The sequence below is a fragment of the Vibrio cortegadensis genome (genome assembly GCF_024347395.1).
Lineage (GTDB): Bacteria > Pseudomonadota > Gammaproteobacteria > Enterobacterales > Vibrionaceae > Vibrio > Vibrio cortegadensis.
In genome coordinates this window covers 1,869,795-1,893,674 of sequence record NZ_AP025472.1, presented here as the reverse complement: position 1 = coordinate 1,893,674, position 23,880 = coordinate 1,869,795, and the positions used below count along the sequence as shown (strand labels likewise).

Sequence of the window (23,880 nt, the reverse complement as noted above, 5' to 3'; positions counted from 1 at the left end):
CGGAAGTAAAAAGTCAAGCCGAAAAGTAATGAATAATGAGAATAGATCTACACAGTCACACAACCGCTTCTGATGGTCGGTTTTCACCTAGCGAATTAATCGATCGCGCTTTGGGCTTTAATATCGAAGTGTTGGCGATCACAGATCACGATACTTTGGATGGTTTGCCGGTTGCGCATCGTTACATTGAAGACAACCAACTACCGATTCAATTGATTAATGGCATTGAAATTTCGACGGTTTGGCAAAATAAAGATATTCATATTGTTGGATTGAATGTTGACCCTAATTCCGCGGAACTTGCGGCGCTTATTGAGCGCCAAAAAGCGCATCGAGTTTCACGTGCTGCGTTAATTGCAGAGCGATTGAGCAAGGCAACACGTGAAGGTGTGCTTGAAGAAGTGCAAGCTATTGCGGGAGACGCTCCTGTTACGCGTGCTCATTTTGCTAAATGGTTAGTCGATAACGGCTACGCCAAAACAATGCAGCAAGTATTCAAGAAATTTTTAACGCGGAATAATCCAGGTTATGTGCCACCGACATGGTGTTCAATGACGGATGCGGTAGAAGCGATTCATGCTGCTGGTGGGCAAGCTGTATTGGCTCACCCTGGGCGATATGGGTTGACTGCTAAGTGGGTTAAGCGTTTACTAAGCGCCTATGTTGAAGCGGGTGGGGATGCAATGGAAGTTGCTCAACCACAACAAGCTCAGCAAGAAAGGCGCAACTTGGCGGATTATGCTATACAATACAAACTATTAGCTTCCCAAGGCAGCGACTTTCACTATCCATCACCTTGGATGGAGTTAGGAAGAAACCTCTGGCTCCCTTCTGGGGTTGAGCCAGTATGGCAAGATTGGGCTCTTATTGAGAAAGAAAAACCTTTAGAACAATAAGTACGCCACACAGATAGAGTCGAGAGACTCGATAATGAGGAATTACAATGAGCCAGTTTTTTTACGTACACCCTGAAAACCCTCAGGCTCGCTTGATCAGTCAAGCCGTAGCAATCATTCGTAATGGCGGGATTGTGGTCTATCCAACCGATTCCGGTTACGCATTGGGTTGTCAGTTAGAAAACAAACAAGCGTTAGAGCGTATTTGCCAAATTCGTCGTTTAGATAGCAAGCATAACTTCACGCTGTTATGTCGTGATCTTTCTGAAATTTCACTGTATGCACGAGTCGATAATACTGCATTCCGCTTATTGAAAAGCAATACCCCGGGGCCATACACCTTTATTTTTAAAGGGACTAAAGAAGTGCCTCGTCGTTTGATGAATGCAAAAAGAAAGACGATCGGTATTCGTATCCCTGACAATCAAATTGCCTTAGATCTTCTTGAAGCTCTTGGTGAACCTTTGATGTCTACGTCATTGATTCTTCCTGGTAATAGCCATACTGAATCCGATCCAGAAGAGATTCGTGACAGTCTAGAGCATGCCGTTGATGTGATCTTAAATGGTGGCTATTTAGGTGAGCAACCAACTACGGTTGTTGATTTTAGTGAAGACGATGTCACGATTTCACGTATTGGTGCTGGTGATACGGTACCGTTTGAATAAAACTGATTTGATAACGAGCATCTGCATTTGTCGAAATAACAGATGCTTTTTTTCATTGAATTTGCGATAATACGCGACCGCGATTCGATCGCAAAAATATTCATTCGACGTCTGTGAAGACGACAATTAGGTAGATAGTAGATAAATGAGCGAAAAAATACAGAAGGTTCTAGCACGCGCAGGTCACGGTTCTCGTCGTGAACTTGAAGCTTTGATTAAAGCGGGTCGTGTTAGTATTAATGGTCAAGTTGCTAAACTAGGTGAGCGCCTAGAAGACGAAAGTGCGGTTATCCGTATTGATGGTCATACTGTTTCTGGTAAAGCTTCGGAAGAAGTTGTATGTCGTGTACTTGCGTATTACAAACCGGAAGGGGAGTTGTGTACACGTAACGATCCTGAAGGTCGTCGTACCGTATTTGATCGCTTGCCAAAAATCCGTGGTTCTCGTTGGATTTCAGTGGGTCGTCTTGATGCGAACACTTCTGGTTTACTACTTTTTACAACGGATGGTGAACTTGCTAACCGTTTGATGCACCCTAGCCGTCAAGTTGAGCGTGAATACTTGGTTCGTGTTTTTGGTGAAATCAACGAAGACAAAGTTAAGAATGTAGTTCGCGGCGTTAAGCTTGAAGATGGTATGGCTCGTTTCGAAGATGTTGTTTATGCTGGCGGTGAAGGTATGAACCACACTTTCTATGTAGCAATCAACGAAGGTCGTAACCGTGAAGTTCGTCGTTTGTGGGAATCGCAAGATACCACGGTAAGCCGTCTTAAGCGTGTTCGTTATGGTGATATCTACTTAGATAAGAAATTACCTCGTGGCGGTTGGAAAGAGCTTGATCTAACAGAAGTTAACTACTTAAGAACATTAGTAGAACTTCCTGCTGAGAAAGAGACAATGCTTGATCTTGATGCGAACAATACTTCGCGTCAGCGTGAGCGTTCTCGTAGCCAAAAAATTCGTCGCGCAGTTAAGCGTCACGAAGAGCGTGCAAATGCACCGAAAGGCCGCAGTAATCAGCAGAAACGTCAAAAACCGAATACTCGTGGTACGACAACAAATGAAGCTGGAGCACCACCGAAAGGTTCTGCAAACAAGGCGAAGCCGAAACCGGGTTCAAGAAAACCGAATAACGGCCGTCCAAGTAAGCCGAGTAAGCCAAGAACTCGTATCTAGAGTTTCATAAGTTAAATAAAAAAACCTGCTTAATATGGCAGGTTTTTTTGTGCCTCAATAATGAGATTGATGCTCTTCAATTCATCGCTAACTTAGATCACTTATGGTTTGAAAAGTTATCGCCTTTCGCCATTCGATCGTAGAGGATTACGTTTACCGCAGCCGCAAGGTTCATGCAACCATTGGTCGGTACGTAGATCGTTTCGCGACAAAAATCAGTGATCTCTTTTTTCAGTGTTCCATCTTCAGGGCCAAAAATATAAAAGGCACGAGGTGGATGCTTGTAGTCAGGAAGAGGTTTCGCCCCTTCGATTAAATCGACCGCAACAGGAACACAGCCCAAAGGAATAATATCTTTTAAGCTTTCAACTCCGATAAGAGGAATATCTAAATGCTGTTCTTTTGTATCAGTACAAAATTGTCTCGCGAGATCGTAACGTGTTCCCGTGTAGAATACTGAGTTTACGTCATAACAGCCTGCAGCGCGCATGACTGAACCGACGTTTTCCGGTGTTTTAGGATTAAACAGGCCAATGCAAGAGTAGCCTTTAGCTAAGGTGCCATTTGTTGCTTTTGTCATAATTGAAATCGAATGCAAAGATAAGTAAAAGAGAATAAAAAAGCCTGAGTGCCGTAGTTAAAAGTAGGCTCAGGCTTAATCTTTACGCTGATGAAAACGAAGCGAAAATGGTAAGAACTAGTCGCGTTTCCATAGGGCGTGGCAAGAACGGTTGTCTGGGTCTCGGCTGATAAGTAAACGAGCAAACACATCGTCTAGGACATCGTCAGCTTCATTGACTAGGCCAATTCTAATTTCAGCGTAAACTTCTTTATCAACTTCAAATCCAACTTCTTGTACCCAGTCGTCTCCAGTCTCTACCAGTTCAGCAGCGCCTCGGTCTTCAAATTGTGCAGTGAATAGAATGACATCCGCAGGTTCTAGGTTGTCTGGTGCCATTTCTAGGAAGATGTCGTATGCCACATCGATAGCGTCATCATAAGAAATTAGTTCTGTCATTGTGTAACCTTCATTGGGTAGACTTAAAGTGCTTGGGACATAGTATATCAAGCCACGCACTATAAAAGGAATAACTTGATCGATTGATTCAGCTAGTAGATCATAACCTTGTGTATTCTTTTTCATTTTTAAAGACAAATAATCAAGATGGTATTACCCGTTATCAATCCAAGCTCGCCGTTTCAGGCCGAATTCCAACCGGCAATCACTGATCTTTTGAAATTCCTCAAGGGTGGGCTTGGAACCAACCTACACAGTGTCTATCTCTACGGTAGTGTTGCAAGAAAGTCGGCAAAGGTTGGTCGCTCCAACTTGGATGTCGTTGTGATCACTCATCGCGAATTTAACGATAACCGAACGACACTGCTTAATACTATTAAATGGCGTTTTCAGAAAAGCTTTCCGCAACTTACTGAGGTTTCAATTAAGACAGCGTTGGTGAGTGATATTGTCGATCTAGATAATATTTTCACTTGGGGTTTTATGCTTAAGCACTGCTGCGTATGCATCTATGGAGAAGATCTGTCAGATTGTTATGGTGAATTCGAACCTAGCTGGGAAATTGCAAAACACTGGAATATGGATGTAGATGATTGGTTGGAGATCTATCGCCATAGGATCGCAAAAGCGGCTACGGCACACGAGCAGATACACGCGCAAGTTACGATTGCTAAAAAGTTGCTTAGGGCTAGTTACTCGCTGATCATGTATCGCGATAAACGCTGGTTTGATGACCCAACGGAATGTGGGAAAGAGTTCTTACGTTACCATCCAGATAAAGAGGTCGAAATTCAACGATTAAATATACTGCTCACAGGAAAGTTGATCCCGAAACGCTCCGTGATTGGGATCTTGGATGGGTTTGGTGCTTGGTTGACGAAACAGTATAAAAAAACAGAGTTTAAAATTGGGTAGTGCTTCTTTATTAAAATAGTCCTAGTTGAGCGGCATTGAGTCGCTCAAAGTCGATATCAATAAATGGAAGAATAGCTTCGGCAACGGGTTTAATCTGCTTGTCTACATAGTGTTGATAATCGATTAAGCTCTGCTGGTACTCTTTTGGTTCAGGGCCGTTGATGGTGATGACATACTCGATTCGCCCCTTATTCTGATATTGAAGAGGACGACCGCGCTTCGCATTTATCTCATCTGCCATACGCGCTGCTCTGACTTGAGGTGGCACGTTTTTCTGATATTCGTGCAGTTTTCTGCGTAATCGTTTTTGATAGCTTAGCTCATCATCGAATTGACCTGCCTTGGTCTGTTCAACAAATTGACGGACGTATTCACTTGGATCTTCACCATGAAAAACCATTTGGTAGAGTTGCTGTTGAAATCGTTGTGCAAGCGGTGTCCAATCCGTTCTGGCACTTTCTAATCCTTTAAAAATGATTTTCTCATTGTCACCTTCTCCAGTCAGCCCTGCATAACGTTTCTTTGAGCCCGTCTCTGAACCCCGAATGGTGGGCATGAGGAACTTACGGTAATGGGTTTCGAATTCAATCTCTAAAATCGACGTGAGGTTGTACTCCTCCCTTAGATGAGCAGTCCACCACTCGTTAATTTCTTCAACTAATTGGTGACCAATCTTGTCAGCTTCTTGCTGTGATAATTGACCGTTTAGCGAGACAAAGGTGGAGTCGGTATCACCATAGATCACTTGATAGCCGCGTTGCTCAATCAGCATTTTGGTCTGTTTCATTATTTCATGACCGCGCATCGTGATTGAGGAGGCAAGTCGAGTATCAAAAAAACGGCAACCAGAAGAGCCTAAAACGCCATAGAAAGAGTTCATGATGATTTTTATCGCTTGTGAAAATGCTTTTTCATTATTCTTCTTTGCGATGTCGCGAGCAGCCCATAGATCTTCGATCATCTTAGGCAAGAAATGTTGTTTCCGATGAAATTGACCACCTCTAAAGCCAGGTACCGATCCCTTTTCGTCATTACCTATCTCTTGTTTCAGCCCTTCAATTAAACCGATAGGGTCAATCAGAAATGAACGAATAATTGAGGGATAAAGACTTTTGAAATCGAGTACCAGAACAGAGTCGTAGAGCTGTGGAATCGAGTCCATAACATAGCCGCCAGGGCTAGCAATCCAGTTTTCAGGCGCTAAATTGGGGGCGACATAACCTGAGCGATGGATCTGTGGGAGATACAAATTGGTGAAAGCCGCGACAGAACCGCCAATCCGGTCAAGTTCTACGCCAGTCAATCGTGTTCTTTCTATAGCAAAATCGAGTAAATGCGTATGTTGAAATATTCGATTTACGAGTACGCAATCTTGCAAGTTATAACGAGCGAGTGAAGGTTTATCTTCACGGAACATTCGATTGATTTCATCCATTCTGTCATGAACATTATGGATGTCTTTGCCTTCACCAAGTAACTCTCTTGAGACAGATTCTAACGACCAGGAGCGAAAATGGTAAGTCGCGGTTTTTAAGGTATCAATGCCATCAAGAACGACTCGACCTGGAATGGTGATAAAACCTTGCTGACTTTGGTTAGAGGTTCGAAAGAAACTGGATTGCTTTGCTCGACCAATTTTTAAAGCTAAGTGATGCCATTCAGCGCGCTTATGCAAAAGCCGGAAATCAAAATCAATAACATTCCACCCAATAATAATGTCGGGATCAAATTGTTGAAACCAATCAACCATTGCGATTAGCAGGGATCTCTCATCGGAGACCCATTGGATCTGTGTTTCACTGGGTTGCGAAGGCCCGATCATAATGACTCGGCTGTCCATAGGGCTATCTAACCCTATAGAGTAAAGAATCCCTTTTTCGGAACATTCGATATCAATTGATACGACAGAAAGTGACGGTATGTAATCGGTCGCTCTGCATTTTGCTTGTTCGATATGTCGATACGATTGCTTCTGTTTTTGTCGCCCTGTGAATTCAACACCGCCTTTAATGAATCGCTCCATTAAATACCTGTCGGCGAGTTTAATATCGGCCTCATATGTGGTGATGTCATTTAATGCCAACGTCGCTGAAAATTTATTGGCGTCTTTACTCGTATTGAAGTAACAGCCAGTAAGTGAATGCTGCTCAAAAGAAGTTAAAGGTAAAGGTTTAAACTGGACATTAACCGACTCTTGCTGCGCGATGGTTTGACACTGAGAAAGAGTGGATTGTGGAATAAAGAAAATGGGTTTTTCTTGAGGTATCGTTAATAGCGTAGGCCCGTTAGGCGTGCTGAGCCATAAGTCAATTTGAGTTGCACCAGATGTATCTCTGGCTTGGCGGGTAAGAATAAACCCCTGTTCAGTATTCAAAATAGACACTCAAAAAAATAGTGATGAGATAATAACAAACCTCAGTAAGAATAAAAGAAGATTGGGAGTTGTTATGCGAGTATTAAATAAATGCGGTGGATAAATATACACAAAAGTTAATATTCAGCAGAGTGATTTAAGTTGTTAGTTGCACATGTAACAAGTTGATCACAATCGTTTTAGTTGCTCAGGTAATACTTTAACTTAGTGATCTATAAGAACTTTAACGATGATTTTTTGTTCTTATAAAATAAGTTCTTGCTAAAGTTTGAGTTTGGGCACATATTCTTGGTAAGCATTTTTATACGAAATGCGTTACTATAAGCAACCATGCTGCTTCCCATATTTTGGGGATGCAGAACCAATAGACAAGTGTGGAGATACAAGTTTGATAAATGTTTTCCTTGTAGATGATCACGAGCTGGTTCGCACAGGGATACGACGTATTATAGAAGACGTCCGTGGAATGAACGTAGCAGGGGAAGCTGAAAGCGGTGAAGATGCAGTAAAATGGTGTCGGAGTAATAATACCGACGTTATTTTGATGGATATGAATATGCCGGGTATTGGTGGGCTTGAAGCGACCAAAAAAATCTTGCGATATAATCCAGATGTTAGAATCATTGTTTTGACGGTTCATACGGAGAATCCGTTTCCAACTAAAGTGATGCAAGCAGGAGCTGCCGGTTATCTAACCAAAGGTGCAGGTCCTGACGAAATGGTGAATGCTATTCGTGTCGTTCATACTGGACAGCGATATATTTCCCCAGAAATTGCGCAGCAAATGGCATTAAGTCAGTTTTCGCCTGCGTCTGAGAATCCATTTAAAGATCTTTCTGAACGTGAACTTCAGATCATGATGATGATCACCAAAGGACAGAAAGTAACGGATATTTCAGAGCAATTAAATTTAAGTCCAAAAACAGTCAATAGCTATCGCTACCGCTTGTTTAGCAAGTTAGATATAGGTGGTGATGTCGAGCTGACCCATTTGGCTATTCGACATGGAATTTTAGATACCGAGACCTTGTAGTGACATCATCGTTTGACTCGGTAGCTTTTCTAAAAACAGTCACACATCAGCCCGGCGTTTATCGTATGTATAACGCCGATGCTGTTGTGATATATGTAGGAAAAGCCAAAGACCTCCAAAAACGCCTTTCTAGTTATTTCCGCAAAAGAGTGGATAGTGAAAAAACGCGCGCTCTTGTAAGTAATATCGATAAAATTGACGTCACAGTGACACATACTGAGACAGAAGCTCTGATCTTAGAACATAACTACATTAAGCAGTATTTGCCTAAGTACAATGTTTTATTGAGAGATGATAAGTCTTACCCATACATCTTTATCAGCGGACATAAACATCCACGGTTATCAATGCACCGAGGAACGAAAAAGCGCAAAGGCGAATATTTTGGTCCTTATCCTGACTCTGGTGCGGTTCGAGAAACACTTCATTTAATTCAAAAAATATTCCCAGTTAGACAATGTGAAGATACGGTTTATGGTAATCGTACTCGTCCGTGCTTGATGTACCAAATTGGACGTTGTGCCGCACCATGTGTGAAAAGCATCATATCCGATGAAGATTATGCCGAGCTGGTGGGGTATGTTCGTCTGTTCTTGAAAGGCAAAGATAAGCAAGTACTTGAAACTTTGATCGACAAGATGGATAAGGCGAGCCAGCAACTCAAATTCGAAGAGGCCGCAGGGTTCAGAGATCAGATTCAGGCAATTCGACGAGTTCAAGAGCAGCAATTTGTCTCTGAAGACAGTATGGACGACATGGATGTACTCGGTTTTGCTCAAGAGAATGGCATTGCATGCATCCATATTTTGATGATCCGACAGGGTAAGATCCTGGGTAGTCGTAGCCATTTTCCAAAAATACCCAGCAAGACAACCTCGGAAGAGGTCTTTTATAGTTTCCTCAGTCAATATTATTTGGCACATAACGAATCGCGAACTATACCGACCCGAATAATATTAAGTGCGGGCTTAGTTGAAGAGACAAACGCTCTCCAGGATGCCTTAAGCGATGTTGCTGGGCGGAAAATCACATTTCAGACGAACCCAACGAAAAGTCGAAGTCAGTACCTTAAACTTGCTAACACCAATGCATTAACCGCGATCACGACCAAAATAAATCATAAGATGACGGTCAACCAGCGCTTCAAAGAGCTTCAAGATGTGTTGGCGGTTGAATCAATTCGCAGAATGGAATGTTTCGACATTAGTCATACTATGGGTGAAAGTACGATTGCGTCATGTGTTGTCTTCAATCATGAAGGCCCCGTGAAGCAGGAGTATCGCCGCTATAATATTACCGGAATTACAGGTGGTGATGATTACGCGGCAATGGGTCAAGTTCTAGAGCGCCGTTACTCCAAACAACTGGATGTAGATAAAATACCTGATGTGATTTTCATCGATGGTGGCAAAGGGCAACTGAATCGGTCACTAGAGATAATTTCCAAACATTGGGAAGATTGGCCAAAACGCCCAATCATGATTGGTATTGCTAAAGGCGTTACTCGTAAACCCGGGCTTGAAACCTTGATTACTACCGATGGTGAAGAGTTTAATTTACCAAGTGATGCACCTGCACTTCACCTCATTCAACATATTCGTGATGAAAGCCATAATCATGCGATTGCTGGACATAGAGCTAAACGTGGCAAAACGCGTCGCACGAGCCCTTTAGAGGGGATCGAAGGTGTCGGTCCGAAACGCAGACAAGCCTTACTAAAGAACATGGGCGGATTGCAAGAATTAAAACGTGCTACTGTTGAAGAAATAGCCAAAGTGCCCGGTATTAGTATTTCTTTGGCAGAAATTATTTATCAAGCATTGAAACAATAGCAAAAATCCCGCAACATGAAGGCGCAATTGATAAGAGCCTAATAATATGCGTTTTAATATACCTAACATTTTGTCGTTATTGAGATTATTTCTCATCCCTGTCTTTGTCGTAGTTTTCTATCTACCGTATTCATGGGCTCCATTTGCTGCGGCAATGGTGTTTTGGGTTGCGGGTTTTACCGATTGGTTAGATGGTATGCTAGCGCGAAAATTAGGCCAAACTTCTCGTTTCGGGGCATTCATTGACCCTGTGGCAGATAAGGTCTTAGTCGCAACGGCATTGATATTAGTGACTGAGCACTACCATTCAATATGGGTGACAATTCCAGCGGTAACTATGATTGGCCGTGAAATTATCATCTCTGCTTTAAGAGAATGGATGGCGGAAATCGGTAAACGAGCAAGTGTTGCCGTTTCGTGGGTAGGTAAAGTTAAAACCGTTTCCCAAATGTTTGCGCTTTGGGTGCTTATCTGGCGCTATGATGATTGGATGATTTGGGTAGGATATGGTGCACTTTACATTGCGACCATCTTAACCTACTGGTCAATGGTTCAATATTTGGCCGCTGCAAAAGATGATTTGCTTGATGAGCAGCATCATTAAGAATTAAAACAAAAAAAGCGAACCAATGGGGTTCGCTTTTTTTGTTTTAGTCTATTGGTTTTAAGGTGATGACTTCTGTGATTGAGTAGGAGAATGCACTTTCTTACTCTCACTCTCTAAGTTGCTAGCAGTTATCTTCTCCAATATGGAGGTTTAATTGCTACTAAACTGACCAATTTGGCACGTTTTGAATGTTTAGTAGCCAAACAGTCTGAAAATAGAAAAAATAGTGTTGACTCAACTGCTCTAATCCGTAAAATGCATCCCGTACCCAAGAGGAGCTCAACGAAATAAGTGAGCAACTTAACGGTGATAAAGGCGCCTTGGCAGAGTGGCTATGCAGCGGATTGCAAATCCGTGGACCTCGGTTCGACTCCGGGAGGCGCCTCCATTCTCTCTTTTAAAGAAGAATGAAATGCGATACTAGCTCAGTTGGTAGAGCGCAACCTTGCCAAGGTTGAGGTCATCGGTTCGAACCCGATGTATCGCTCCAAATTTGAATGTAGCGTTATGGCGACGATACATAAGATGGTGTCTAACCACTCTTCATTGAGTTACTGGTTAGGAGCATCGCAATAAAGAATTGCGTGCCCTGGTGGTGGAATTGGTAGACACAAGGGATTTAAAATCCCTCGGCGTTCGCGCTGTGCCGGTTCAAGTCCGGCCCGGGGCACCATCTATAAAAGTCTGCATTCTATGAATGCAGCAATGCGATACTAGCTCAGTTGGTAGAGCGCAACCTTGCCAAGGTTGAGGTCATCGGTTCGAACCCGATGTATCGCTCCAAATTGAAGAAGCCCGATCAGAAATGATTGGGCTTTTTTTCGTCTGAAATAAATAGATTGGGTGCGCAACCTTACCCAGGGTGAGGTCACGCCTAATGTTTTGAAGAGAGGGGTCTTGTGTGTCGCTCTCATTAATTAGACAGAAAGTAAATTGCCCTGATAGAAATCCCCGTTTTTTTCCGCTGTCGTTAACAGGTTAAGAATTTATTCTAAAGATGATCTGCTCTTTATTTGTCCAAAGAATGTTGGTTTTAACAACCTTGTCATTAAAAAATTGCAATCGCATTATTGTTTATGTTACTTTTCCGCCCAATCTCGGAATGAATCTGGGGGAGACGCGTAGTGAGCATTCTGCTGATTGTGAAACTGCGTAGGGTAGGTATTAGTTAAGCCTTTTAACTAATAGACGGGATACTAATGGTGCGATGCATCATGTTAATGGGAAACCCAACATTGAACTCAATTAAACTGCTTTTAAAAATCAGCTTTATACTTCCAACCTGTAGCATCATTACAGAACCTTGATCGCCTGAAGTTTAAATTCGTCATCGTTGAATGACCGTTTTCCCGAATCCGCAATATGCAGATCCGGCGCTTTAGCTACCCTAAAATTATTATTACACACTAATATAAACGTAATTTAGGGCTTATATATTTAGGTATTTGTATGAGTACAGTTTTTGATATCAACGCATCGAGTGTTGATGCCTTAGTTTCTATTCAAGTCCCGGTGACTGACGGACTATATGATCTTACGCTTGACCAAGCGTTGCTGGACCAGGCTGAGCATGAATCAGAAGTCCGTTCTTATCCTCGTCGTCTGCCTATTGCAATCAAGCGTGCATTTGGTGCATTGGTTGAAGATACGCGCGGTCAAATTTATTTAGATTGTCTTGCCGGAGCTGGAACCTTGGCTCTTGGTTATAATCACCCGGAGATCAATCAAGCACTGAAATCTCAGCTTGATTCCGGATTACCGTATCAAACTTTAGATATTACTACTGAGGTTAAAAATCATTTCATCAAACAGGTGAAAGCATTTCTACCTCAAGATTTTTCACATAATTCATCGATTCAATTTTGTGGTCCCTCAGGGGCCGATGCTGTGGAAGCTGCCATCAAACTCGCTAAGCAAACAACAGGTCGTAATACCATGTTTGCATTCCGTGGTGCCTATCATGGGATGACTAACGGAACCATGGGACTGATGGGGAACTTAGGCACCAAAGCGCGTAGAACAGGTTTAATGTCTGATGTTCACTTTATGCCATTCCCATATAATTTGCGCTGTCCTTTTGGTATTGGCGGCGATGAAGGTGCCAAGCAGAGCATTCGATACATTGAACGATTATTGAATGATGATGAAGCGGGTATCATGAAACCGGCGGCGATCATTGTTGAGCCAGTTCAAGGTGAAGGCGGTGTTATTCCTGCCCCTGCATTCTGGCTGAAAGAGTTACGCCGAATTACTCTTGAGCATGGAATTTTACTTATCTTAGATGAGATCCAATGTGGTGTTGGTAAAACTGGTCATCGCTTTGCATTTGAAGAGGCGGGAATTACGCCAGATATACTCTGCTTATCGAAAGCCATTGGTGGCGGCTTACCAATGTCTCTCTTAGTGTTTAGCAAAGAGATCGATACCTGGAAAGCGGGTGAACATACTGGAACATTCCGTGGTAATCAATTAGCTATGGTGTCTGGTGCTAAAGCACTAGAGATCATTGAGCGAGATAACCTTGTCGAACACGCTAACATTGCAGGGCAGTACTTACGCTCAGGGCTTGAAAAAATTCAGAGCAAGGTTAATTGCATCGGTGAAGTTCGCGGAAAAGGTTTAATGCTCGGGCTCGAAATTGTTCAGCCATCAGGCGAGCGTAATAAATTTGGTGAACCTGCTTCTGCTGGCGACTTAACGCTTGCGATTCAACGTGCGGCATTAGAGCGTGGGTTGATGATCGAAAAAGGCGGACGTGATGGATCGGTAATTCGTTTCTTGCCGCCGTTGATTATTTCGTTTGAGCAGATCGACTTTGCATTAAAAGTAATAGAAGAGGCGATCATTGCATCAGGCGGTGGGGTGACAAATACGCCTGAAAACCTAGCATGGAAAAAGCACTTCATTCACACCGGTGAATTTGGTAGCCAAGAATTTGCAACGGTAATGAATCATACCACTCAAGCGATGAAATCCTTGTTTGAGCAAGTAGAAACACCCTATTCGGCAATGGACCCTCTTGCTCTTGAAACTGCAATCAATAACGTCAATTTGGACAGCAAGAATGCAGTACTCGCAGACGTGATTGATGACACTGCCGAGCTTGTGGCAAAAAACTCAATATTCGTTCAGCACCCAGATTGCATCGCTCATCTACATACACCGCCTTTACTTTCATCTGTTGCCGCTGAATCAATCATCGCTGCGTTGAATCAATCAATGGACTCTTGGGATCAAGCCTCTTCAGCAACATATGTTGAGCAACGCGTTGTAGATTGGGTGTGTGATAAATTCGATTTAGGTGAGAAAGCCGATGGGGTCTTCACCAGTGGTGGCACTCAGAGCAACCTTATGGGGCTTCTATTAGCCCGAGATTGGATTGCCGACAAGTTCGATCAGCACTCGATTCAAAAGTTGGGACTACCTGAATATGCGTCTAAGTTACGTATTTTGTGTTCCAACAAGTCGCATTTTACTGTTCAGAAATCCGCATCGTTATTAGGTCTCGGAGAAAAGTCAGTGGCGTGTGTGGATACGCATCCTAACGGCACGATTAAAACAGATGCACTCATCGACACGATAGAACAGCTTAAATCTGAAGGGCTGATCCCGTTTGCTTTAGTAGGAACAGCGGGAACCACCGACCACGGTGCGATTGATGATCTCAGCACTCTTGCAGATATCGCGCAGCAGCACTCAATTTGGTTTCATGTTGATAGTGCTTACGGCGGCGCACTGATCCTTAGCTGTTCAAAAACTCGTTTATCTGGCATTGAACGTGCTGATTCAGTCAGTGTTGATTTCCATAAACTGTTCTTCCAAACCATCAGTTGTGGAGCAGTGTTAATTAAAGATAAAGCGAACTTTAAATATCTGCTTCATCACGCTGATTACCTAAATCGTGAGCATGATGAATTACCTAATTTAGTCGATAAATCTATCGCGACAACGAAAAGATTCGATGCGCTAAAAGTCTTCATGACGATGCAAAACGTTGGGCCACAAGTTTTAGGTCAAATGTACGATCATCTATTAGCGCAAACGCTGGACGTTGCGGATTTAGTGCGAGGCAGCAATGATTTTGAATTGCTCGCGGAGCCTTCTCTCTCTACGGTACTTTTCCGTAGTACACCGAAGAACTGCATAGATCTGAATCAGCTAAATAAAAATCTAAGGCTTGAGGCTCTAACTAAAGGGGTTGCAGTGTTGGGAGAAACGGTTGTTGATGGGCATTCAGCGCTCAAATTTACCATTTTGAATCCATGCCTTGCGCTATCAGATTTTGATTCACTTCTTACAAAGATTAAAACACTAGCCATTGAGTTAGTAGAAAAAGGAAATAAATAATGTCTATTTTACAAATTGGCGCAGGTGGCGTTGGTTGGGTTGTTGCACACAAAGCGGCACAAAATAATGAAGTACTTGGTGATATCACGATTGCATCACGCACCATTTCGAAGTGTGAGAAAATCATTGAATCAATCAAAGGTAAAAACAATCTTAAAGATCCATCGAAAAAATTAGAAGCTCGAGCAGTCGATGCGGATGATGTTGAAGCGTTAGTGGCATTAATTAAAGAAGTACAACCAGATTTGGTTATCAACGCGGGTCCTCCGTGGGTCAATATCACCATTATGGAAGCGTGCTTGCAGGCTAAGGTGTCATATTTAGATACTTCAGTGGCGGTGGATCTTTGTTCTGAAGGGCAACAAGTTCCTCAAGCTTATGATTGGCAGTGGGGCTTCCGTGAGAAGTTCGAAAAAGCGGGTATTACTGGCATTTTAGGTGCAGGCTTTGATCCTGGTGTTGTGAGTGTTTTTGCTGCTTATGCGGTTAAGCATTTGTTCGATGAAATTGACACCATCGATGTCATGGATGTTAACAATGGCGATCACGGTAAGAAGTTTGCGACAAACTTTGATCCTGAAACCAACATGTTAGAGATCCAGGGCGACTCTTTCTACTGGGAAAACGAAGAGTGGAAGCAAGTCCCTTGCCACACTCGTATGTTGGAATTTGATTTCCCTAATTGTGGTAGTCATAAAGTGTACTCAATGGCACATGATGAAGTCCGCTCGATGCAAGAGTTTATCCCAGCTAAACGTATTGAGTTTTGGATGGGATTCGGCGACAAATACCTGAACTACTTCAATTGCATGCGTGACATTGGCTTATTGAGCCCAGATCCACTGACTTTGCATGATGGTACGGTTGTTCAACCTCTGCATGTACTTAAAGCACTACTGCCAGACCCAACCTCACTTGCTCCGGGATACACTGGCTTAACGTGTATCGGTACGTGGGTTCAAGGTAAGAAAGATGGCAAAGAGCGTAGTGTGTTCATCTACAATAATGCAGACCACGAAGTGGCTTATGAAGATGTAGAGCACCAAGCGATTTCATACACGACTGGTGTACCAGCGATCACGGCAGCACTGCAATTCTTCCGTGGCGAATGGGCTGACAAAGGCGTGTTCAACATGGAACAGCTAAACCCAGACCCGTTCCTAGCAACAATGCCTGAAATCGGTCTAGATTGGCATGTTCAAGAGCTAGAGCCCGGTCAACCGCATATCAATATTCTTAAATAATCACTGAGAGATTATTTGCTTCCAAGCCGATGTTGAGCATCGGCTTTGTTCGATTTAAATAGTGATATAAAGATGCAGAAGAGTGAATTGAAAACCCCTTACTTTATAATTGATGAGAGTAAGCTAGTTGCAAATTTGGAAAAAGCGAAGTACTTGAAAGATATTTCAGGCGTTAAGTTAGTATTGGCTTTGAAATGCTTTTCTACGTGGGGCGTGTTTGATCTTATCAAACCCTATCTTGATGGGACAACCAGTAGCGGTCCATATGAAGTGAAGCTTGGACATGAGACCTTTGGTGGAGAAACTCATGCTTATAGTGTGGGCTACAGTGAAGATGACGTGCGTGAAGTCGCTGATATTTGCGATAAAATGATCTTTAATTCCCAGAGCCAGTTGGCTGCGTACCGTCATATTGTAGAAGGCAAAGCATCAATTGGGCTGCGTTTAAATCCGGGAGTGAGCTATGCAGGACAAGATCTAGCCAATCCTGCGCGTCAGTTTTCACGTTTAGGTGTCCAGGCAGATCAAATCAATCCTGCCGTTTTTGACTCACTGAATGGTGTCATGTTCCATATGAACTGTGAGAATAAAAGTGTTACTGCATTCAAAGGGTTACTTGACTCAATCTCGCTTCAATTCGGAAAATACCTTGATGAGCTAGAGTGGGTGAGTTTAGGTGGTGGTGTTTTCTTCACGTGGCCAGACTACGATATAGATACGTTAGGCTTAGCATTAAAAGAGTTTGCAGAGCGTCATGGTGTACAACTGTATCTTGAGCCAGGTGAAGCGATTATCACCAAAACAACGGATCTCGTGGTTACCGTTGTGGATATTGTTGAGAATGGTAAAAAAACGGCGATTGTGGATTCAGCTACTGAGGCACACCGTCTTGATACGCTTATCTATAACGAGCCAGCATCAGTATTAGAAGCGTCTGAAAGTGGTAGCCATGATTATGTGATTGGTTCATGTTCGTGCCTTGCAGGCGACCAGTTCTGTGAAGCAAGCTTTGACGAGCCACTGAACATTGGTCAAAAGCTGCATCTGTTGGACAGTGCAGGTTACACCATGGTGAAACTGAACTGGTTCAATGGCCTTAAAATGCCATCAATCTATTGCGAGCGCAGCAATGGTGAGGTTCAGATGCTGAATGAATTTGGTTATGAAGACTTTAAACGTTCATTGTCACAATGGTCGGTTAAGTAACAGAATTTATTATTCATAGAAATAAAAAGAGCAGCTAATGAGCTGCTCTAATTTAATTTGTATTTTCCAATTCGCTGCTCTGTTAGCTATTTTTATTTTTGTACATCTCATGATCAGCCGCGCTCAGTAACATATCCGCCGACGTTTCTGCTTTGGTGTGTACCACATGGCCAATTGAGGCTGAATATGAGATATCTAGCCCATTAAAATCTACTGTGGTGGTCATCGCTTTTGTTATTCTTGAAGCTAACTGCTCTGTTTCGCCATCGTGTCTTACATTCGAAATCATGATGACAAACTCATCACCACCTATTCTAGCAAGTGTATACTCAGAGCTAATCTCATTTTTTAATGCTTGAGCGCAACTGATTAATACTCGGTCTCCAGCAGCGTGCCCCCATGTATCATTGATGTATTTAAATTTATTGAGATCGATAAATAACAGCCCGATATTGTTACTTGTTGAGTCCTTTAGAGCCAAGTCCATCATCTTAGTGAGTTGATTTAGATTCGCGATTTTTGTTAATGGGTCATGACAAGCTTGGAATTCTAATTCGGACATGAGGCTTTGAGACTGTTTCAAAGATATTTTAAGTTGTTTCACTAAAGGTAAAACTAAAAATACACCACTGATAGATACAAGTAGGGCAACGATTACGCTTAAGCAGGTGTAGTCACTCTCGAATATATTTTCGGTTGAAACTGGGAAACTGATTTCTCGAACACCACGAAAGTCGCCATCTTTCCAAGTTATACCAGTGTAATCTGACATGGCGTTATGGCAGTTAAGGCATGGTTTTGACATATAAATTGGCGTGATCAAGGTGATCATGTTTTTTTCGCCGCTATCCATTTTTTCATACTTGAAAATATCTTCGGTATTTCCTTGTTCAAAATAAGTAAGAGCAGATTTCTGAGAATCATTTAGTTGTCTGTCTTTTCTATTTTCGAATGGATATTGGCTATAAATTTCAACGGATACATCAGAAAGTTGCTTGTTTAATCGTTGACCAAAAGCATTGCTGAATGTGATAGGGAAAGGCAAATCATGATCATTATCTAAGTAATTTAAGCTTGTTTTTGCTCCTGATGCTTTAGCTCTCGGAAGAATTTCATCAGAGTAATATTGATGTAAAAGTGAAAGTGTATTGCTGTATATGATAGCCGTATCTTGTGCGACACGCTTATAAGTGGAATCTTTATAATATTGGCTACCAATGAGGAATAGGCAAGATACAGAGAGAATATAAATAAATATTACAGACGTAATATTCTTTACCAACAAACACTTTAACGATTTCATTTTAATTGGATACCTTTTTTACCGTTCATCATTCTATCGAATGGCGAACGGTATATCAAATAGTATCCATAATGGGGCGTAATTATTCAGACCCTGTATGGTTATGCTTCTAAAATTACTCGTGTATCTTCGCTTAATGCTTCTAGTTCACTTGCCACATCTTCTATTTGTACATCCACAGGTAAGCGAATCGATAGAGTCGATGTGAATAAGCTCGAACTCACACCACCACCACCAGCGATGAATACCCGTTGGCAATCCATATCTAAAATACTGATTCCCTGTCCATCCAAAACGTGTGTAATTTCATTCACGATGCCAGCTCGATCATTTGAATCAAGACGTAGTTGATAGATGGTATCAACTTCATGTGCAGTGCTTGCTGAATCAACGATATTGACCATTAAATTTTTTTGTGCTTTAAATACGGCTTTGACGGTTTCGGCATTGGCTTCGGGAAGTTCAATTTTAATCACCGCGGCTACTTGGCTTTCTATAAAATTAACCTTGCTTATCAACCATTTACCACCATTATCGTGAGTTGTGGCTGCAAGTTCTTTTATGGTTGCTGGTGAGGCTTTACCGACGAAATTTACAATAAATGTACTATTCATATTTTATTCCCTCTTCTAAATACCAGTCATACATCTAACCTACTGGTTGATAACTATTTTATTTATATCCTTGGTTTTAGTGTAGAAGGTCTGTGGTAGGAATAGTTGATGAATATCAATTTTTTGGCCTAAGCGAAGGTCGGAATCTCAAATATCAAAACTCAGACACAAAAAAGCGGCAACAGAGTGCCGCTTAAATTGAAGATGTTTATATTAAAAAGTGATTTTTAAATCAACGCCGTAATACTGATTGTCGTACGCGGCACCAGCATCAAGGGCAAACTTGGCGGCATCTTGATTATTACCCCAAGGCTTATTGTTAAAGCTGAATTCGGCTTCACCGCCCCATGCATCACTTACCCAGTAATGGATATGACCGACTGGGTTTAGGAAAAAGAGTGATACGTCACCAACGGTTTCAGACCCCATTACTTCACCACCATTCGCCACAATCTCTTGTTCTGTTTCGAACATGATTTCACCAGCAACAGCACCAAAGAAAGGAGTAATGAAAATATCTTGCCATGAAGGTACTTCTGCAAAGGCTTCTACACCATATTCCCAGAAAAATGTGGACATAGTGAACGAGTACATGAATGACTCAAACTCATTAAACCCAGCATGGCGAGCAGCGGTGTAATAAACACCACCAAAATATGGGTGAGCAATATAGTTAAGGAAATGTTCATCGCGGTCCCATGTAGGGCCTGAAGTGACGTTATCTTTCCATTTGCTGCCAATATTGCTTAAGTCACGATCTTCAGCATCCCATTTGGTGATACTTTCAGGAAGTAAAGTCATCAAACCTACAGTCGCAACGCTAAGACCTAAAATTGTGTAAGTTTGACCTTTCAAGTAGTCCCAATCTTTCTCACTGCGAGGATTCATATACAAAGGCAGTTCAGGTTCTGAAAAATCTAAGCTTTGATCTGACGTTAGGGCATAAGAATTGCTTGTGTTGTAACGATAAGAGTTATTATCTAGGCAAAACTCTTGTTTGCAATCAACGGTATAGGAAAACTCAATATCTTGGCTAATATTGCTGTTTGCGTGGACTGTTACAGAAGATGACAGTGCTAGTCCTGCAATAGTTTTCATTAATACGGTTTGCTTTGACACGGATTGCTCCAAAGAGTGGGTTATTACGATCAAGATCGCAATTATCCATGAATAGAGCATGCTTGAAAATACTAAATAGGTAATTTTTCTGAAACTTATTGTGTAAAAGCGTTGTCTGATACTAGATCAGCGACATTTAAATACCCCCAGAGTATCAATGCCCGATTAAGTCATCGTGCACCAAAGGAATATATTATGTTGAAAATTGCAATGTTGAGTACTGGTGAGGAAGTTCTTCATGGTGACATTGTTGATACAAATGCTGCATGGTTATCGAGTAAATTCTATCAACACGGTTTTGGGCTATCTAAGCGATCAACCGTTGGTGATCAGCTTAGTGCTCTCACAGAAGAGTTTTTAATGCTGAGCTTTAATTACGATGTGATTATCGTAAATGGCGGTTTGGGGCCAACAACTGACGATATGAGTGCTGCCGCTGCTGCTAATGCTTCTGGCGAAAAATTGGTATTGTTTAGTGATTGGCTGAAAAAACTTGAAGCGATGTTTAGTGCTAGAGGTGTGGTAATGCCAGACAGCAACTTAAAACAAGCGATGTTGCCAAGTAATTCCGAGATTATTGATAATCCGATAGGCACTGCTTGTGGCTTCAAAATGAAAATTAACGATGCTATTTTCTATTTTACTCCTGGTGTACCTAGTGAATTCAAGCGAATGGTACAAGATCAAATATTGCCCGATTTGAAGATGTCTCAACCAGACGTTGAGCAGTCTGAATGCAGCCGTTTATTTACTTTTGGTTTGTCAGAGTCAGGAATTTCTGATTCATTAGATCAACTTAAGTTACCTGCTGGCTACGAACTTGGCTATCGTTCCTATTTACCTTTTATTGAGGTCAAGTTATTTGGCCCTAAAGATGGGTTAGAAGTTCGGATAAAACTACTGCAGATGATCTATAAGCTGCTAGAAGCTCATGTTGTCAGTGTAGATGAACCTATGTTGACGCACTTAGGGCATTTATTGGTTGATCAAAAGAAGACATTGTCGATTTCAGAGCAATCCACAAGAGGCTCCTTATCTTCTTGGTTACAGAGTGATGAGCTTATTGAAAGCTGTTGTGGGCATTCATGGATAATGAGCTCGTTAAATGAATCCCCAGGTGATGGGGGAGACCCTTTAGCCGCGGCGTTTGCTTTAGCAGCGGCTACACGAGAAAAGTGTGCGACTGATATTGCGTTAGTTACTGGAAAAATAGAGGAAAATCAATTTTCAGTTGCACTAGCAACACAAACTGGTGAATGGGGGCAGGTTCTTGAGTTTAAAAGAGACTACAACCGCAATGATGCTCGAAAAGTCATCAGTACAGTGGCGTCAGATATGTTGAGGCGTCACCTTGAAGGTAAGCCGATGTTTGTTCAGTATGGTTCACTGAATAGGATAAAAGAGCTGTTTATACCCGTGAGTGTTATTCAAGCTTAACCGCATAGTCAGCTCGCTGTAATTTTGTGCGCCGAAAAAGGTAAGCCGATGATAAATCAGCTTATCTTTTTTTTATCTTTATCTTAATTATCTATAAGTAATCGATCTATCGCTTAACTCAATGATTTTATTAGGATGATTTTTATGTCTCACTTTTGATACGCGCGAATAAAAAATAAACGGTTAAACTGACTCTAGTACTCATCAATGGATAGTGAGACTGGAGGCAGGATGCAGCAACAATCAAAAATAAAAGTTTTGTATCAAATCGCAAGTCAGGAAGTGGTATTAGGGGAGATTTTCAATAGCGCCAAGGGAGACATTGTCTCATTATGGCGTGGTTTTCCGAGTTCATTTCATCAACTTCCTAAGCAAGGTTATCGGTTGTCACTGTTTGATGATGATGGAAAACACATTGGGGATAAATCAGTTTCAGTCGATACGGCGGATATGATCTTGCTCGAAACTAAAGTGGGATAACGTTAAACGAGTAATATTTGGAATAAAAAAGAAGAGCCAGCGCGGTGAGGCGTTGGCTCTTTCGTTTTTGGAAGTCTTGAAGGGGAGAATACTTGGCCGAGGTGTAAAATTTGCAAATCAGATGGAATCTAAGCTCGCTGTTTTTTGACCGAATAGTTCACACTACTTAACGCAACATCCGTTTTTGCTCGACAGACACAAGGTAAGATCTCGTCATCGTTCGTATATGCCATTGCAAAACCAACATACTCGACCTCACCAGACTCTAGCTTGCAGCGACATGCGCCACAATGACCATCTCGGCAATTATACTCAGGGGTGAGCCCTGATTGCTCCATGGCCTCAAGTAGAGTGCTAGATGAGTTAGACTGGATAGAGGTCAAGCCGTTAATTTTGAGTGCTGGCATTACAGTTCAAAACCTTCGAAGTCATCTGCACTTACTTCGTTATCAATTTGACCTACGAGGTAAGAGCTAATTTCTGCTTCTTGAGGCGCAACTTGTACGTTGTCTGATGATAACCAAGCGTTGATCCATGGAATTGGATTCGAAGTCGCATGTGGGTAAGCGATGCCTAAACCGACAGCCTGCATACGAATATTGGTAATGTATTCAACATACTGACATAGAATGTCTTTGTTCAAACCAATCATTGAACCGTCTTTAAATAGATACTCTGCCCACTCTTTCTCTTGTTCTGCCGCGGCTTTAAACAAGTCAAAACAGTCCTGCTTACACTCTTCTGCAATCTGCATGAAAGAGAAATCATCTTGACCATTACGCAGAATATTAATCATATGCTGAGTACCTGTTAGATGAAGCGCTTCATCACGAGCAATCAGCTTGATGATTTTTGCGTTACCCTCCATTAACTCACGCTCTGCAAAAGCAAATGAGCAGGCAAAACTTACGTAGAAGCGGATTGCTTCAAGTGCATTCACGGACATTAGGCACAAGTAAAGTTTCTTCTTCAAGTTATGAAGGTTTACATCGACTGTTTCGCCATTAATATCGTGCTTGCCTACGCCATAACGGTGGTAGTCATTTGATGTCGCAATCAAATCGTCATAATAGTGAGCGATGTCTTTCGCGCGCTTTAAGATCTCTTCATTTTCTACGATATCGTCAAATACAACACTTGGATCATTGACGATGTTACGAATGATATGAGTGTAAGAGCGAGAGTGAATCGTTTCAGAGAAAGACCAAGTCTCGATCCAAGTTTCGACTTCAGGTAGTGACACTAAAGGAAGCAAAGCCACGTTTGGACTACGTCCTTGAATTGAATCCAACAGAGTTTGGTATTTCAAGTTAGAGATGAAAATATGCTTTTCATGATCTGGTAGTTTGTTGTAGTCAATACGGTCGCTTGATACATCAACTTCTTCTGGACGCCAGAAGAAAGAGAGTTGCTTCTCAATCAGTTTTTCGAAAATTTCAAACTTCTGTTGGTCGTAGCGTGCAACGTTTACTGATTGACCAAGGAACATTGGTTCTTTTAGTTGATCGTTTTTATTTTGAGAAAATGTACTGTAGGCCATGTGAACCTCTAAATCTTGTGAACTTATCAACCTAGTCGTTAGATTGAAGCAATAAAGCCTACCGTGGTTA

General features: G+C 42.0%; 20 protein-coding genes and 4 tRNA genes. 16 read left to right on the top strand and 8 right to left on the bottom strand.

Translation table 11 applies throughout. From position 1 onward, the window contains the following. The first annotated feature begins 35 nt into the window (after nucleotides 1-35). The 3 genes from rnm (at nucleotide 36) to rluB (ending at nucleotide 2,741) form a co-directional block, all read left to right on the top strand. Nucleotides 36-896 (top strand): RNase RNM, encoded by an 861-nt coding sequence (gene rnm, locus OCV39_RS08940; protein ID WP_113797377.1) that lies wholly within the window; start codon nucleotides 36-38, stop codon nucleotides 894-896. Between the two features lie 47 nt (nucleotides 897-943). Further along, a complete protein-coding gene (locus OCV39_RS08935; protein ID WP_017052016.1) occupies nucleotides 944-1,564 on the top strand; it encodes an L-threonylcarbamoyladenylate synthase in 621 nt (206 codons plus the stop codon). Nucleotides 1,565-1,709: 145 nt separating this feature from the next. Beyond that, nucleotides 1,710-2,741: a 23S rRNA pseudouridine(2605) synthase RluB gene (gene rluB, locus OCV39_RS08930; protein ID WP_136993781.1), complete on the top strand. Its 1,032-nt coding sequence runs from the start codon at nucleotides 1,710-1,712 to the stop codon at nucleotides 2,739-2,741. Nucleotides 2,742-2,838: 97 nt separating this feature from the next. Here the strand turns inward: rluB and OCV39_RS08925 are convergent, their stop codons facing one another. Continuing rightward, nucleotides 2,839-3,321, bottom strand: coding sequence for an RNA methyltransferase (locus OCV39_RS08925; protein WP_017052018.1), 483 nt, complete (start codon nucleotides 3,319-3,321; stop codon nucleotides 2,839-2,841). Between the two features lie 117 nt (nucleotides 3,322-3,438). After that, nucleotides 3,439-3,759: an HI1450 family dsDNA-mimic protein gene (locus OCV39_RS08920; RefSeq protein ID WP_029203296.1), complete on the bottom strand. Its 321-nt coding sequence runs from the start codon at nucleotides 3,757-3,759 to the stop codon at nucleotides 3,439-3,441. A 147-nt stretch (nucleotides 3,760-3,906) separates the two neighbouring features. Between OCV39_RS08920 and OCV39_RS08915 the strand changes: the two genes are divergently transcribed. Further along, nucleotides 3,907-4,674 carry a nucleotidyltransferase domain-containing protein gene (locus OCV39_RS08915; RefSeq protein ID WP_136993783.1) on the top strand — a complete coding sequence of 256 codons (768 nt, stop codon included), beginning with the start codon at nucleotides 3,907-3,909 and terminating at the stop codon, nucleotides 4,672-4,674. Between the two features lie 10 nt (nucleotides 4,675-4,684). Here the strand turns inward: OCV39_RS08915 and OCV39_RS08910 are convergent, their stop codons facing one another. Continuing rightward, nucleotides 4,685-7,048: a DNA polymerase II gene (locus OCV39_RS08910; RefSeq protein ID WP_261888321.1), complete on the bottom strand. Its 2,364-nt coding sequence runs from the start codon at nucleotides 7,046-7,048 to the stop codon at nucleotides 4,685-4,687. Between the two features lie 388 nt (nucleotides 7,049-7,436). On the opposite strand from OCV39_RS08910, the gene uvrY reads away from it, so the two are divergent. The 10 genes from uvrY to nspC all read left to right on the top strand — a co-directional run bounded on the left by uvrY (nucleotide 7,437) and on the right by nspC (nucleotide 17,317). Beyond that, the gene (gene uvrY, locus OCV39_RS08905; protein WP_029203297.1) at nucleotides 7,437-8,081 is read left to right on the top strand and encodes a UvrY/SirA/GacA family response regulator transcription factor; all 645 of its coding nucleotides are present in this window, start codon (nucleotides 7,437-7,439) and stop codon (nucleotides 8,079-8,081) included. Further along, entirely contained in the window at nucleotides 8,081-9,913 is a 1,833-nt protein-coding gene (uvrC, locus tag OCV39_RS08900) for an excinuclease ABC subunit UvrC (RefSeq protein ID WP_113797369.1), read from the top strand. The genes uvrY and uvrC overlap by 1 nt, the downstream gene beginning before the upstream one ends. Before the next feature lie 46 nt (nucleotides 9,914-9,959). Then, entirely contained in the window at nucleotides 9,960-10,517 is a 558-nt protein-coding gene (gene pgsA, locus OCV39_RS08895; RefSeq protein WP_017052024.1) for a CDP-diacylglycerol--glycerol-3-phosphate 3-phosphatidyltransferase, read from the top strand. 317 nt (nucleotides 10,518-10,834) lie between these two features. Next, a tRNA-Cys gene (locus OCV39_RS08890) sits at nucleotides 10,835-10,908 on the top strand. A gap of 26 nt (nucleotides 10,909-10,934) precedes the next feature. Next, nucleotides 10,935-11,010: transfer RNA gene (locus OCV39_RS08885), tRNA-Gly, on the top strand. A 96-nt stretch (nucleotides 11,011-11,106) separates the two neighbouring features. Further along, nucleotides 11,107-11,193 (top strand) — tRNA-Leu (locus OCV39_RS08880). 34 nt (nucleotides 11,194-11,227) lie between these two features. Further along, nucleotides 11,228-11,303: transfer RNA gene (locus OCV39_RS08875), tRNA-Gly, on the top strand. 666 nt (nucleotides 11,304-11,969) lie between these two features. Further along, nucleotides 11,970-14,867, top strand: coding sequence for a pyridoxal phosphate-dependent class III aminotransferase (locus OCV39_RS08870; protein ID WP_261888320.1), 2,898 nt, complete (start codon nucleotides 11,970-11,972; stop codon nucleotides 14,865-14,867). Continuing rightward, nucleotides 14,867-16,111: a carboxynorspermidine synthase gene (locus tag OCV39_RS08865; protein ID WP_017054570.1), complete on the top strand. Its 1,245-nt coding sequence runs from the start codon at nucleotides 14,867-14,869 to the stop codon at nucleotides 16,109-16,111. The genes OCV39_RS08870 and OCV39_RS08865 overlap by 1 nt, the downstream gene beginning before the upstream one ends. A gap of 72 nt (nucleotides 16,112-16,183) precedes the next feature. Beyond that, nucleotides 16,184-17,317, top strand: coding sequence for a carboxynorspermidine decarboxylase (gene nspC / locus OCV39_RS08860; protein WP_261888319.1), 1,134 nt, complete (start codon nucleotides 16,184-16,186; stop codon nucleotides 17,315-17,317). An 82-nt stretch (nucleotides 17,318-17,399) separates the two neighbouring features. On the opposite strand, the gene OCV39_RS08855 is transcribed toward nspC, so the two are convergent. The 3 genes from OCV39_RS08855 to OCV39_RS08845 all read right to left on the bottom strand — a co-directional run bounded on the left by OCV39_RS08855 (nucleotide 17,400) and on the right by OCV39_RS08845 (nucleotide 20,332). After that, nucleotides 17,400-18,620, bottom strand: coding sequence for a diguanylate cyclase domain-containing protein (locus tag OCV39_RS08855; protein ID WP_261888318.1), 1,221 nt, complete (start codon nucleotides 18,618-18,620; stop codon nucleotides 17,400-17,402). 101 nt (nucleotides 18,621-18,721) lie between these two features. Beyond that, complete coding sequence (locus tag OCV39_RS08850; RefSeq protein ID WP_261888317.1) at nucleotides 18,722-19,234, bottom strand: glycine cleavage system protein R; 513 nt, start codon at nucleotides 19,232-19,234, stop codon at nucleotides 18,722-18,724. A gap of 213 nt (nucleotides 19,235-19,447) precedes the next feature. Then, entirely contained in the window at nucleotides 19,448-20,332 is an 885-nt protein-coding gene (locus OCV39_RS08845) for a DUF3943 domain-containing protein (protein WP_040887335.1), read from the bottom strand. Nucleotides 20,333-20,548: 216 nt separating this feature from the next. On the opposite strand from OCV39_RS08845, the gene OCV39_RS08840 reads away from it, so the two are divergent. Further along, on the top strand, nucleotides 20,549-21,790 hold the full coding sequence (locus tag OCV39_RS08840; protein ID WP_017054565.1) for a CinA family nicotinamide mononucleotide deamidase-related protein: 1,242 nt from the start codon (nucleotides 20,549-20,551) through the stop codon (nucleotides 21,788-21,790). Between the two features lie 231 nt (nucleotides 21,791-22,021). After that, the gene (locus OCV39_RS08835; RefSeq protein ID WP_017054564.1) at nucleotides 22,022-22,270 is read left to right on the top strand and encodes a hypothetical protein; all 249 of its coding nucleotides are present in this window, start codon (nucleotides 22,022-22,024) and stop codon (nucleotides 22,268-22,270) included. Between the two features lie 128 nt (nucleotides 22,271-22,398). Here the strand turns inward: OCV39_RS08835 and yfaE are convergent, their stop codons facing one another. Both yfaE and nrdB read right to left on the bottom strand, forming a co-directional pair. Further along, complete coding sequence (yfaE, locus tag OCV39_RS08830; protein ID WP_171756436.1) at nucleotides 22,399-22,677, bottom strand: class I ribonucleotide reductase maintenance protein YfaE; 279 nt, start codon at nucleotides 22,675-22,677, stop codon at nucleotides 22,399-22,401. Next, nucleotides 22,677-23,810 carry a class Ia ribonucleoside-diphosphate reductase subunit beta gene (nrdB, locus tag OCV39_RS08825; RefSeq protein WP_017054562.1) on the bottom strand — a complete coding sequence of 378 codons (1,134 nt, stop codon included), beginning with the start codon at nucleotides 23,808-23,810 and terminating at the stop codon, nucleotides 22,677-22,679. Before nrdB ends, yfaE begins: the two co-directional genes overlap by 1 nt. Nucleotides 23,811-23,880: the final 70 nt, after the last annotated feature.